Genomic DNA, 11917 nt, shown 5'->3' on the forward strand with positions numbered 1-11917 from the left:
CATCGTGCCAGGCCTTGTTTCACTGTCGATGCGCGAGACGAGGAGACCTGTCCGTATTGCGATAAATGCGTCAATTGTCAAGGTAGCAGCGCAGATTCGATCGACCGACTTCTACCTGGGGGAATGTACCTTCGTGCTTGCCGATGTCCGATTCGGCGTTTGTCCGCTGGTCGTTGTGCTGGCTAACGTTGCTGCAATGACGGTTGCGCAAGATCCAGAATCGCCCGAGTCGTCACCCCAGATCCCGAAGTGGGGTCAGCGCCACGTTCAGCGTCTTCGGCGGGACGCATTCTTCACACGCATGCGTCGCAAGCCGGCGATGTCGGAAGAGAGCATCACGGTCGTCGACCAACCCATGCTCAAGCGCGCGGTGTCCGCGGCGGCGCTGGGCAACACGATGGAATGGTTCGACTTCGGTGTCTACGGCTACCTCGCTGCGACGCTGGGCAAGGTGTTCTACCCCGACGCATCACCCGCGGTCCAGTTGCTGTCGACCTTCGCCACGTTCGCGGCAGCATTCGTCGTACGGCCACTCGGTGGACTCTTCTTCGGCCCTCTCGGCGACCGGATCGGACGCCAGAAGGTCCTGGCCGCCACCATGATCATGATGTCGATCGGTACGTTGGCCGTCGGCCTGATTCCGAGCTACGCGACCATCGGAATCTGGGCACCGATTCTCCTTCTGGTCGCACGGTTGGTTCAAGGCTTTTCCACCGGCGGTGAGTATGGCGGTGCCACGACCTTCATCGCCGAGTACTCCCCGGACAAACGGCGGGGCTTCCTCGGGAGTTGGCTCGATTTCGGCACCTTCGTCGGATACGCGATGGGGTCCGGGTTGGTGACGATTCTGAATGCGGTTTTGGGCGACGCCACCATGGTCGAATGGGGTTGGCGCATACCGTTCTTCATTGCCGGACCGATGGGCATCATCGGTTTGTATCTACGTCTCAAGCTCGAGGACACTCCCGCATTCCGTAAGCAACTCGACGAACACGACAGCAAGGTGAAAGCGCAGGAGAGTGCACGGAGGTCTGTGGGAAAGATCTTCACCGATCACTGGCGGGCTCTGCTGATCTGCATGGGAATCGTGTTGCTGTACAACGTCACCAATTACATGGTGACCTCGTACCTGCCCACGTACTTCACCGAGGTCGTCGGGCGTAGCCAGCTCAGTGCCGACCTGTTGGTCCTGTCCGCAATGGTCGTGGTCGTGTCCATCATCGTGGCCGTCGGACGGTTGACGGACAGAATCGGCCGCAAGCCGGTGTTCGTGTTCGGTGCAGTCGGCCAGATCGTCCTGGCCATTCCATGCTTCCTGCTCATCCAGCAGACCGGGTGGATCGGGCCGCTGGTCGCCTGCTTGCTGCTGGGAGTGGTGTTGGCATGTTTCGCTGCCCCCAGTGCATCGACGCTGCCTGCCCTGTTTCCGACCCGGGTGCGCTACGCCGCACTGTCGATCGGATTCAACCTGTCGGTATCGATCTTCGGCGGCACCACGCCGCTGGTCACCTCGGCGCTGGTCACGTCTACCGGCAGCACCATGATTCCGGCCTACTATCTGATTCTCAGCGGGGTCATCGGTCTCATTGCCGTCGGTTTCCTCCGTGAATCGGCTACTCAGCCGCTCGATGGCTCTCCGCCCCAGGTGGATTCGACCGAAGAGGCCAAGGACCTGTACACCGAGGCGTCGGCGTTGACCGGGCGTAGCTAGAGGGCCGATCAGCGCGGTAGCCACACGGCGTCATCGTTACCTCAGACATGAGCGGGGTAGGTGTAGTCGGAATAGTCGTCGAATACCGGTCGCGCTGCTGTCACCGATCCGTGCGTGACAGCGCACTCCGGTGGCGGTTCAACGGCGGTGCCATGTTCTGGTTCCCTACCGGAAAGCTCGGTCAACCACGCCGCCGTTCTGGCGAGAGCGACGTCGACCTGCGCGCCACGGACGTTGTCGGCGTCACCAGGTCGGTATCGGTCGACACCAGACCCAGCGCGCTACACAAACGGGTGACCGCCGTGCCGAGAGCACCCACCGACTCGCCGGCGAGCGTGGCCACGGGGAGCGTCGAGGCGAGAAACCCGGGCGTGACCGGCGATCCCCCCACCGCCATCAGCTCCGCTTGGCCCAGATCTCCATCCCGGCCGCGTTGAGACGGTCGATCAGAACGTCGCCGATCGCCGTGGCCGGAGTGAGAACGCCACTGGCCTTCGGCAACGCGTCCCCACCGAGCACCAGCGCGAGCGCAGACTCGGCGAGCATCACCGCCGTTGCCTTGTAGCCGGGGTCGCCCGACGCCTTGACCCGGGCCCGGTAGCGAGCACCGGAAGTCGTGAGGGTGTACAGGTCGACCGTGAAATGTCCCTTCTCACGGGCCTTCTCGCTGGGACCGGTTCCTGGCTTGGGCAGGATGCGGTCGAGGACCTTACCCGGCAGCACCGTCATGGCGGACACTCCCACGAACAAGCCCGCCGAGAGCGCGCCGGCGAGGACCGGGCTGGCGAACGACGACCCCACGCTCATCACTTCGCTGTAGCGGAACTGCTTGCCGTAGGCCCAGTCACGAAGTGCATTGCTGCGCCGGACGACGCGCGTGTTGTACGAGGCCATCACGAACGGGGCCTTCCACCCGCGCAGACTCGGGTCGATCTTCTTGCCGTCGATCAGGACGGTGTCGAGTTGACGGCCGAGCTGTGGCTCCAGACCTCGGTCCGGACTGAGTGAGTACGGACGAGCGGCGATCCGTCGGGCTCGCTTGTCCTTCTTCATCGTCTCGATCTGTCCTCGCAGCGAGTCGATGGTGCCGCCGCTGACTCCGCCGGACATCGAGGTGACCACCAGCGTCGTGTCGGTGAGTTCGCCCGCGTTGTCGGCCGTGACGGCCTCGTACAGGGCATGTACTCCGATGTCGGACGGAACGGAATCGAATCCGCACGAGTGGACGATCCGTGCTCCGGTGCGCTGGGCGATCTCGTGATTGGCGTCGATGCTCTCGCGGGCGAACAGGACCTCGCCGGTGAGGTCGACGTAGTCCGTCCCGGCTTCGGCGCAGGCCGTTGCCAGGGCCAAACCGTACTTCGCGTAAGGGCCGACCGTGGTGATGACGACCTTGGTGGACCGGGCCATGGTCTCCAGCGACGCGACATCGGTGGCGTCGGCTTCGAGGGCGGACCAGTGTGCGGCCTTCGGTCCGAGTTCCTTCTGCGCGGCATGTACCCGTGCGGTCGAACGACCGGCCAGAGCGATGCGAGTTTCCGCCGGAGCGTGCTCGGCAAGGTACTTCGCGGTCAGTTTCCCGACGAAGCCGGTGGCTCCGTAGACGACGATGTCGTAGGTGCGATCGGGGCCGATGGTCGAGTCCGAAGCAGGCGAGTTCATAGCAGCGACACTAACGCGGTTGCCGCACCGAGTCGAAGCGCGTCAGTTGGTCCAGGTGTGTACGGGCTCTCCGGAGTTCATCCGGGTGACGTAGTCGCCCAGCATTCCGGCGAGAGCTCGATCCCGCTTGTCGCCTGCGCGTTCGCGGGCGACGACCGAGTTGCGTTGCCAGACCGAACCGGACTGCTTCGCCAGGCAACGAGCCTCGATCACCCCGAGGTACCGGTCGCGCACGGTCGTGTCCACGCCGTAGGCGGTCAATCCGGCATCGGCCATCGGCAGCAGTCGACGCAACACCAGTTCTTGCGGACTCACCCAGCCGACTTCGGGCCAATACAGCATCGAATCGAAGCCGCCGCGTGCGGCGGAGTGCACGTTCTCCTCAGCGGCGTCGAACGACATCTGTGACCACAGCGGTCGGTCGGCGTCGGCCAGAGCCCGCACCGTGCCGTAATAGAACGCGGCATCGGCAAGGGTGTCCACCACCGAGGGTCCGGCCGGGAGGACGCGGTTCTCGAGCCGTATGTGGTGACCGTCGCCGGACCGGTCGTAGATCGGACGATTCCATCGGTAGACGGTTCCGTTGTGCATGCGCAGTTCGGACAGCGACGGCGTCTTTCCCTCTGACAGGGCGGCCTTGGGGTCCTCGTCGCTGCACACGGGCAGCAACGCCGGGAAGTAGCGCGAGTTCTCCTCGAACAGATCGAATATCGACGTGATCCATCGTTCGCCGAACCACACCCGGGGCCGAACACCCTGATTCTTCAGCTCCTGGGGGCGGGTGTCGGTAGCCTGCTCGAACAGCGGTATGCGAGTTTCGTGCCACAGCGCACGGCCTGCGAAGAACGGCGAGTTGGCGGCGAGGGCCACTTGCACTCCCGAAAGCGCTTGTGCCGCATTCCAATACGACGCGAATTCCTCGGGCGCGACCTGCAGATGCAACTGCACAGAGGTGCACGCAGCCTCGGGCAGGATGGTGTCGGTGACGATGTCCAGGTCCTCGGTAGTAGCGGCACCGGGCAGTCGAACACCACCGATCTTCAGTTCGATGTCCTCGCCTCTCGCGGCAAAGATCTGTTGGTTGAGCAGGTCGTATCGAGGATTGGCCGACAGCCATCGGTGCTCGAAGTGTTCCTCGTCGAGCGTCGGAAGCATCCCGATCATGGCAAGACGGCTACCTGAGGTGCGTGCACGTTCGTCCGCTGCATTCAACGAGCGCCGCAGGTCCGTTTCCAACTCCGCGATGGAGGCGCCACGCAACGGCCGAGGGTCGACGTTGATCTCGATGTTGAACTGGCCGAGTTCTGTCTGATAGTCGGGGTCGGCGATGGCGTCGAGCACGGCGGCGTTGGCCATCGAGGGTGCCATGTCGTCGTCGACGAGATTGAGCTCGATCTCCATACCGATCTGCGGCTCGCCGACGTGGAAGGTCTCGTCGGCCAGCATTGTCGCCAAGGCGTCGAGACAGTCCTGAACCTTCTGCCGAAACTCGTGCCGATCTTGCCTGGTGAACTTACGACGCTCGACGTCCTCGCCCATGGTGACCGCCTATCGGTGCGTCTGAAGGGCCGTCCGCTGACGCGAAACAGCTTCGGCTTTCGAGTATCGCAGCCCGTGATCGCCGCGGGGGACACACGTCGAAATCTTCTGTCGGACGACGCGATATCACCAGGGTGACGGTTGGTAATCCTTGAGGAACGAGCCGTACAGATCGATTCCAGATTCACCCTGCACGATCGGGTCGTACACCCGAGCCGCACCGTCCACCAGGTCGAGCGGAGCGTGGAATCCCTCGTCGGCCAGCCGCATCTTGGTGGGGTGCGGGCGCTCGTCGGTGATCCAGCCGGTGTCGACAGCGGTCATCAGGATTCCGCTGGCCGACATCTCTTTCGCGCTCGTGCGGGTCAGCATGTTCAGTGCTGCCTTGGCCATGTTGGTGTGCGGGTGTCCGGGGCCCTTGTATGCGCGTCCGAACTGGCCCTCCATCGCCGAGACGTTGACGACGTACTTACGTCTGGCGTCCGAGGCTTCCATTGCCGGACGCAGACGCGACACGAGAATGAACGGGGCAACCGAATTGCACAGCTGCACTTCGAGCAACTCGACCGGGTCGACCTGTTCGACTGTGTGGATCCAGCTGTTCGTCTCGGCCAGGTCGGGCACCAGACCGCCTGCATCGATAGCGAGCCCACGCTCGATTCTCTCGGCCGTCACCGAGCCCGCGACCATGGCGAGCGAGGCCACGTCGTCTGCACTCAACGCTGCGGCCGACTGCCCGCCGAGTGCGGTCGCCGGCAGCGAACTCGCGAGCGACGCAGGGTGGGCGTCACTGGTCTTGCCGAACGTGATGCGCTCCGGGCCTGCCCCGTCGGTCAAGGCGGCCGGCAGAGGTTCGGCCTCGGCGTCGGCCAGCGCGCTGTACGAACCGGGGGAGCGCTTGACGGTTTGCGCGGCGTTGTTGATCAGAATATCGAGCGGACCTTCCGCTGCAACCGAATCTGCAAGTGCCACAACCTGAGCCGGGTCGCGCAGGTCGATCCCGACGATGCGAAGTCGATGCAGCCACTGATCGCTGTCGTCCATCGCGGCGAACCGCCGAACCGCATCGTTGGGGAATCGTGTGGTGATCGTCGTGTGGGCACCGTCCCGAAGCAGGCGAAGCGCAATGTACATCCCGATCTTCGCCCGCCCTCCGGTCAACAACGCGCGTCGTCCGGACAGGTCGGTTCGAGCGTTGCGCTTGCCACGATTGAGCGTCGCGCACTCCGGGCACAGCTGGTGATAGAACGAGTCGACGTGGGTGTAACGCTGCTTGCAGATGTAGCAGGGGCGAGCCTTGATCAGCGTGCCCGCGATGTCGCCCTCTGCGCGCGAGGTGAGCGAAAGCCCCGCAGTCTCGTCGTCGATGCGGTCCGGCGATCCGGTTGCGGTTGCAGCGACGACGGCACGGTCGGCGGCGTTGACGGCATTACGCGCGGCGACGCGTCGGGCCCGCTTGAGATCTTTGAACATGGCACCGGACGCGCGTTGCACAGCGATCGAATCCGGATGGTTCTTGTCCAGCTCTGCGGCCTGCTGCAGCACGCGCAGGCACGTCTCGAGATCGGTTGGGTCGATCGCGTCCATCGTCAGTCTCCTAGCATCGGCCCCTTCGAGCCGAAAGAAACGAGTGCAGAACGAAAAAGACCCCGATTCCGAAGAATCAGGGTCCGTTTCGTCTGTCTCAACTCAGATCTGTGAAAATCTTTGTCTGCCTATATCTTTCAGACGGTGTCCGAGGGGGGACTTGAACCCCCACGTCCGTTAATAGGACACTAGCACCTCAAGCTAGCGCGTCTGCCATTCCGCCACTCGGACAAGCGCGACTGTTGTCGCATCTATTCTTCCTGCATTCACAGCCGGCCGCTGTGCGCTGCGTAAGATTATCCGACGGGTTCCCGATAACCCAAATCCGCACGTCAGTTCATGCACGAAGCCATTGCATGTGGTGCTCCCGGCGAATTCTGGTGGTAGGAACAACGGTGTGCCCAACGATGTGAGCAACCCCGGACATCATTCCGCCAGCAACCCCACCGTCGCCCTCGACGAGGTCGTGGATCTGGTCAGTTCCCTCATTCGGTTCGACACGTCGAACACCGGAGAACTGGAGACCACGGTCGGCGAGAAGGAATGCGCCGAGTGGGTGGCGAGCAAGCTCGAGGAGGTGGGATACGAGACCGAGTACGTCGAATCGGGCGCTCCCGGCCGTGGCAACGTGTTTGCCTGGTTGCGTGGAGCGGACTCCTCGCGCGGTGCCCTCCTGGTCCACGGCCACCTGGACGTCGTGCCGGCCGAGCCTGCCGACTGGAGTGTGCATCCGTTTTCCGGCGCCGTCGAGGACGGGTACGTGTGGGGTCGTGGTGCGGTCGACATGAAAGACATGGTCGGTATGGCCCTTGCGCTGGCCCGGCAATTCAAATCGAACGGAACCGTGCCGCCCCGCGACATCCTGTTCGCGTTCCTCGCCGACGAGGAGGCAGGTGGGAAGTACGGGTCGCACTGGCTGGTCGACAACCGGCCCGATCTGTTCGAGGGCGTCACCGAGGCAGTCGGCGAGGTCGGCGGGTTCTCGCTGACAGTCGCACGCCCGGACGGCACCGAGAAGCGGCTCTACATGGTCGAGACCGCGGAGAAGAGCCTTGCCTGGATGCGGCTCACCGCCAAGGCCCGCGCCGGCCACGGATCGTTCCTCCACGACGACAACGCGGTGACATACCTGGCCGAGGCCGTCGCCAAACTCGGCAATCACACGTTTCCGTTGGTCCTCACCGAATCGGTGTCGCAATTCCTGCACGCGGTCTCCGAGGAGTCCGGCCTCGACTTCGACCCCACCTCGCCGGACATCGACGGCACCCTGCTCAAACTCGGCAGCATCGCGCGCATCGTCGGAGCGACCCTGCGTGACACCGCGAACCCGACGATGCTCTCGGCGGGATACAAGGCCAACGTGATTCCGCAGACGGCGACGGCGGTAGTGGATTGCCGGGTGCTTCCCGGTCGGCAGGCGGCCTTCGAGAAGGAGGTCGACGACTTGATCGGCCCCAACGTCGAGCGGGAATGGATCACGAAGCTCGAGCCGTACGAGACCACGTTCGACGGTGATCTCGTCGATGCGATGAACGAGGCCGTCCTCGCGCACGATCCGAACGGTCGAACGGTTCCCTACATGTTGTCGGGCGGCACCGATGCGAAAGCGTTCGCGCGCATCGGGATTCGCTGTTTCGGGTTCGCTCCGTTGAAGCTTCCGCCGGAACTGGATTTCGCGGCGTTGTTTCACGGGATCGACGAACGAGTACCCGTGGAGTCGTTGGAGTTCGGTACACAGGTACTCGAACACTTCTTGATGAACAGCTGACACGAAAGGAACCATCGTGGCGTACAACCCATACGACTCGCTTCCGGACCTACCGTCCTTCGAGTTGACGTCCGAGGACGTCGAGGACGGCCAGGCGTTGGCCGCTCAGCAGGTCAGCGGAATCATGGGAGCCGGTGGGCACGACAACTCTCCGCAGCTGTCCTGGTCCGGTTTCCCCGAAGGCACCAAGAGCTTTGCTGTGACCGTCTACGACCCCGATGCGCCCACGGCGTCCGGCTTCTGGCACTGGGCAGTGGCGAACATCCCCGTCGAGACGACGTCACTGGTGTCGGGCGCAGGCGACGACGGCGGAACCGGAGTGCCCAGCACTGCGGTGACGCTGAAGAACGACGCGGGCCTGTTCCGCTACATCGGAGCCGCTCCGCCGGCCGGTCACGGTCCGCACCGGTACTTCATCGCCGTCCATGCGGTGGATGTCGAGCGACTGGAGGTGGACGACACGGCCACCCCGGCCTACCTCGGCTTCAATCTGTTCTCGCACGCCATCGGGCGTGCGGTCATCACCGGCACGTACGAGGCCTGAGGTCGTGCGCGTTTTGCGTACCTTTGGGTACGCAAAACGCGCACGAGGGGGGGGAGTGGTCAGACCCTGTTCGCCGATCCCACGGCCTCTGCGATGGTGGCGAACCCGTTCTGCGCCAGGCGCGCCGACAGTCCCCGGTGAATGCCCTTGATCCACAGCGGGCCGCCGTAGATGAACCCCGTATAGCCCTGAACCAAAGACGCTCCCGCAGTGATGCGCTCCCAGGCCTGCGCCTCGGTTTCGATTCCCCCGACGGAGATCAACGTCAGTCGGGTACCCACTCGGCGGTACAGCCGCCGCAGTACCTCGAGCGATCGCTCAGCCACCGGTGCGCCGGACAGGCCTCCAGCTCCGATAGCGGACACCACGTCTGCCTCGGTGCGCAGGCCCGCGCGCGAGATCGTCGTATTGGTGGCCACGATGCCGTCGAGTCCGAGTTCGACGGCCAGATCGGCCACGGCATCGATGTCCTCGTCGGAGAGGTCAGGGGCAATCTTGACCAGTACCGGCACGGTCACCACCGATTGCACCGCGACCAGGATCGGTCGTAGCGATTCGACTGCCTGTAGGTCACGGAGACCCGGCGTGTTCGGTGAGCTCACGTTGACGACGACGAAGTCTGCCAGTGGGCCCAGCAAACGAGCGCTGGACGTGTAGTCCGCAGCAGCGCCGGCGGGCTCCACGATCTTGGTCTTGCCGATGTTGGCACCGATGGGGATGCGGGTACGCCTCGAGCGCAACCGCTCGGCGGCATGCGCTGCACCGTGGTTGTTGAAGCCCATGCGGTTCACGATGGCGCGATCGAGAGGCAACCGAAACAGTCGAGGCGTGGGGTTGCCGGGCTGGCCCTGCGCCGTCACGGTACCGATCTCGGCAAACCCGAACCCGATGGGCTCCCAGGCATCGATGCCGTCTGCATTCTTGTCGAAGCCGGCCGCCAGACCGAGCGGAGCTGGGAAGTCGATGCCGAACACGGTCGAACGAAGCCGCGGGTCTCGAACCACGAAAGCCTTCTCGGCCAGGACGCGCAGCGGAGGTACCACCGCCACGGCACGGAGAACAGCGAAGGCGAGATGGTGTATCCGCTCCGGTGGCACGAGGAACATCAGGCGCAACAGCGCGCGGTACAGACGGTCTCCCACGGTCTTCTTTCCGATCGATCAGGCTTCGGCGGACATGCTGAGGCGGAATGTTCACTGCGGTCGGACAGTACTGCTGCGAACGTCAGATTCCAGGCTCCGGGATGTGATGCGCAGTCTTCTTCCGCTTCAGCAGAACGCGCCGGCTGCCGTCGGTGTACAGCCGAACTCGCGACAGTTCCCAGCCGCCGAACTCCGCCTGGATCGCCAGCCTCATCGACGCCGTGACCCGGGTGACGTCCGGTGGCAGCCGCAGCGGAACGTATTCCCAATCGTCGGAGGGCGACACTTCCCATCCGACGGGCATCTTGGCTCGTCCCGGCGTCGAATTCTCGTGTGCGTTCACATGCCTCCTTGGCTTCCTGATGGGTCGTTCCTGCAGGCTCCACTCCTGCCCAGCTCAACGACCCGCGGAAGGGATGCGCTGCAGCCCGTCGCCCGTCGCCGATCCGATGTACAGGTCGCCGGTGTTGTCGTCGACGGCAATCGAATCAGGCTGCCGCACAGTGGCCAACCGCTCGGTCTCGACGGGAATTCCGGTATCGAGTGTGTACCCGACCACCTCGTTGAGGGCGGGCAGTGTCACCCACGTGACGCCGGACTGTTCATCGTAGGCGATCGCCCATGGCTTCGACCCGACCGGAAACCGCTGTCGCATGAGCAGGTCGTGCGAGGTGAAGACGAGCAACTCCGTGCCGGTCGAATCGGTGACCAGAAGCCGACCGAAGTCGTCGCTGGTCATCTCCGCGGCACCTTCGCCGGCCCGCAGAGCCACTCCGAGGGTGCCGTCGTCCAGATTCACATCGGTCACCGACGTCTGGCTGCGATCGAGAACCGAGACGCCCTTCGGTGTACTGGCCAACGCGTCGGCCGAGGTCACACTTCCTCCGGAGACCGTGCTGGTCACCTGTCCGCTCGCGTCGAAGAGGCGGATTGCGCCGGTATCGTCGCCGACGGCAGTCGTGCCGTCGGGCAGGTCGGCAGCCGACAGGGCATTCGATTCGACGGCCAGATCGGTGCGCTGCCCGTCCGAGACATCGATCCTGGCCACGGAACCGTTCATGGGAACCAGGACGGTCGAATCCCGGCCTGCAACCAGTGCTGCGCCGGTAGAGCCGAGGTCGATCACACGCGCCTCCGCCGACGCGTCGCTGCGAACCAGACTGACCGAGGTCGATTGCTCGGTCAGTGCCACCAAGGTGCGGGTGACAGGATCGAAGGTGAGCGCGTCGATCGGCGCGAAGTCGGTGACGATCCCGGCAGGACTCACCGCCGTCTCGGGGGACTGGGCCGGTGGCAGCGGTTCGACGGAAATCTCGTCGGCATTCTCGTCGTCGCTCGAACACCCGCTCACCGACACCACTGTGATCACGGCGAGTGCGGATGCAACTGCCGCTCGAACGGTACGAGCCGACGGTGTTGGCATGGAACCGAACCTACTTCCTTGGTGACACTGCCCTGTTGTGCCGATGCCACATCTGTACCAGCGTGCGACGATCCCGGTGAAATCGACCGTGCTGGATCGGGTGTCGACCGGCCGTGCCGGGTGAAGCGGTAGCGTTGATCGTCCGAGGTGAACGCACGACATGGGAGTGGACGTGGAATCCGAGGAAGCACACTTCGCCGTCGAAGAAGTCAATGCCGGAACGCATGCGAACGGTTTCGGGCACACCGACGACGGTCGGGCGTTCGCGTTTCGGGTGCACCGCAGCACGTTGTACGTGGAGATCTACCGGGCCGACGTACGGTCCCCGGTGCCGGATCGGTCCGAGGTCGAAGCGGTGTCCGAACACTCGGTCACCGAGATCGATCTGACCGACGAACGCAGCATCATCGGTGTGGTGCGTGACGCGGTCGTACATGCGCAGCACTTGTCCGATGTGTCACAGCGAGACACGACGGCCGTCCGAGCGTTCTTCAACCGAGTCAATTCGGTGTTGGAGGGTTTCTGACGCGCAACGCAGTTC

The 11917-nt window shown here is 64.0% G+C and carries 11 protein-coding genes and 1 tRNA gene; 4 read left to right on the forward strand and 8 right to left on the reverse strand.

All coding sequences use genetic code 11. From position 1 onward, the window contains the following. Positions 1-196 precede the first annotated feature (196 nt). Positions 197-1711: a glycine betaine/L-proline transporter ProP gene (proP, locus tag ASG84_RS19985; protein ID WP_057478809.1), complete on the forward strand. Its 1515-nt coding sequence runs from the start codon at positions 197-199 to the stop codon at positions 1709-1711. A gap of 181 nt (positions 1712-1892) precedes the next feature. On the opposite strand, the gene ASG84_RS19990 is transcribed toward proP, so the two are convergent. From ASG84_RS19990 to ASG84_RS20010, 5 genes are all read right to left on the reverse strand, one after another. After that, positions 1893-2108, reverse strand: a complete 216-nt coding sequence (locus ASG84_RS19990) for a hypothetical protein (protein WP_057478719.1) — start codon at positions 2106-2108, stop codon at positions 1893-1895. Next, positions 2108-3373 carry a saccharopine dehydrogenase family protein gene (locus tag ASG84_RS19995; protein ID WP_057478720.1) on the reverse strand — a complete coding sequence of 422 codons (1266 nt, stop codon included), beginning with the start codon at positions 3371-3373 and terminating at the stop codon, positions 2108-2110. The genes ASG84_RS19990 and ASG84_RS19995 overlap by 1 nt, the downstream gene beginning before the upstream one ends. Before the next feature lie 42 nt (positions 3374-3415). Continuing rightward, entirely contained in the window at positions 3416-4912 is a 1497-nt protein-coding gene (locus ASG84_RS20000) for a glutamate-cysteine ligase family protein (RefSeq protein ID WP_057478721.1), read from the reverse strand. Between the two features lie 126 nt (positions 4913-5038). After that, the gene (locus ASG84_RS20005) at positions 5039-6499 is read right to left on the reverse strand and encodes an SDR family NAD(P)-dependent oxidoreductase (RefSeq protein ID WP_057478722.1); all 1461 of its coding nucleotides are present in this window, start codon (positions 6497-6499) and stop codon (positions 5039-5041) included. A gap of 145 nt (positions 6500-6644) precedes the next feature. Further along, positions 6645-6730: transfer RNA gene (locus tag ASG84_RS20010), tRNA-Leu, on the reverse strand. Positions 6731-6908: 178 nt separating this feature from the next. Between ASG84_RS20010 and ASG84_RS20015 the strand changes: the two genes are divergently transcribed. Beyond that, positions 6909-8267: a M20/M25/M40 family metallo-hydrolase gene (locus tag ASG84_RS20015; RefSeq protein ID WP_082521102.1), complete on the forward strand. Its 1359-nt coding sequence runs from the start codon at positions 6909-6911 to the stop codon at positions 8265-8267. A 16-nt stretch (positions 8268-8283) separates the two neighbouring features. Then, positions 8284-8811: a YbhB/YbcL family Raf kinase inhibitor-like protein gene (locus ASG84_RS20020; RefSeq protein WP_057478723.1), complete on the forward strand. Its 528-nt coding sequence runs from the start codon at positions 8284-8286 to the stop codon at positions 8809-8811. 59 nt (positions 8812-8870) lie between these two features. On the opposite strand, the gene ASG84_RS20025 is transcribed toward ASG84_RS20020, so the two are convergent. The 3 genes from ASG84_RS20025 to ASG84_RS20035 form a co-directional block, all read right to left on the reverse strand. Further along, the gene (locus ASG84_RS20025) at positions 8871-9941 is read right to left on the reverse strand and encodes a quinone-dependent dihydroorotate dehydrogenase (RefSeq protein ID WP_057478811.1); all 1071 of its coding nucleotides are present in this window, start codon (positions 9939-9941) and stop codon (positions 8871-8873) included. Positions 9942-10035: 94 nt separating this feature from the next. Then, positions 10036-10257, reverse strand: a complete 222-nt coding sequence (locus ASG84_RS20030; RefSeq protein WP_032377864.1) for a DUF5703 family protein — start codon at positions 10255-10257, stop codon at positions 10036-10038. A gap of 93 nt (positions 10258-10350) precedes the next feature. Then, positions 10351-11376, reverse strand: coding sequence for a YncE family protein (locus ASG84_RS20035; RefSeq protein ID WP_057478724.1), 1026 nt, complete (start codon positions 11374-11376; stop codon positions 10351-10353). A gap of 160 nt (positions 11377-11536) precedes the next feature. Between ASG84_RS20035 and ASG84_RS20040 the strand changes: the two genes are divergently transcribed. Further along, positions 11537-11902 (forward strand): hypothetical protein, encoded by a 366-nt coding sequence (locus tag ASG84_RS20040; protein WP_057478725.1) that lies wholly within the window; start codon positions 11537-11539, stop codon positions 11900-11902. The last annotated feature ends 15 nt before the right edge of the window (positions 11903-11917 follow it).

The organism is Rhodococcus sp. Leaf278 (assembly GCF_001426085.1).
Classification (GTDB): Bacteria; Actinomycetota; Actinomycetes; order Mycobacteriales; family Mycobacteriaceae; genus Rhodococcoides.

Bases quoted from the DNA above. Each gene is read 5' to 3' on its own strand.
- ASG84_RS19995 (WP_057478720.1), bottom strand. From the start codon at position 3,373: ATGAACTCGCCTGCTTCGGACTCGACCATCGGCCCCGATCGCACCTAC.
- ASG84_RS19990 (WP_057478719.1), bottom strand. From the start codon at position 2,108: ATGGCGGTGGGGGGATCGCCGGTCACGCCCGGGTTTCTCGCCTCGACG.
- ASG84_RS20005 (WP_057478722.1), bottom strand. From the start codon at position 6,499: ATGGACGCGATCGACCCAACCGATCTCGAGACGTGCCTGCGCGTGCTG.
- ASG84_RS20000 (WP_057478721.1), bottom strand. From the start codon at position 4,912: ATGGGCGAGGACGTCGAGCGTCGTAAGTTCACCAGGCAAGATCGGCAC.
- ASG84_RS20030 (WP_032377864.1), bottom strand. From the start codon at position 10,257: ATGCCCGTCGGATGGGAAGTGTCGCCCTCCGACGATTGGGAATACGTT.
- ASG84_RS20035 (WP_057478724.1), bottom strand. From the start codon at position 11,376: ATGCCAACACCGTCGGCTCGTACCGTTCGAGCGGCAGTTGCATCCGCA.
- ASG84_RS20040 (WP_057478725.1), top strand. From the start codon at position 11,537: ATGGGAGTGGACGTGGAATCCGAGGAAGCACACTTCGCCGTCGAAGAA.
- proP (WP_057478809.1), top strand. From the start codon at position 197: ATGACGGTTGCGCAAGATCCAGAATCGCCCGAGTCGTCACCCCAGATC.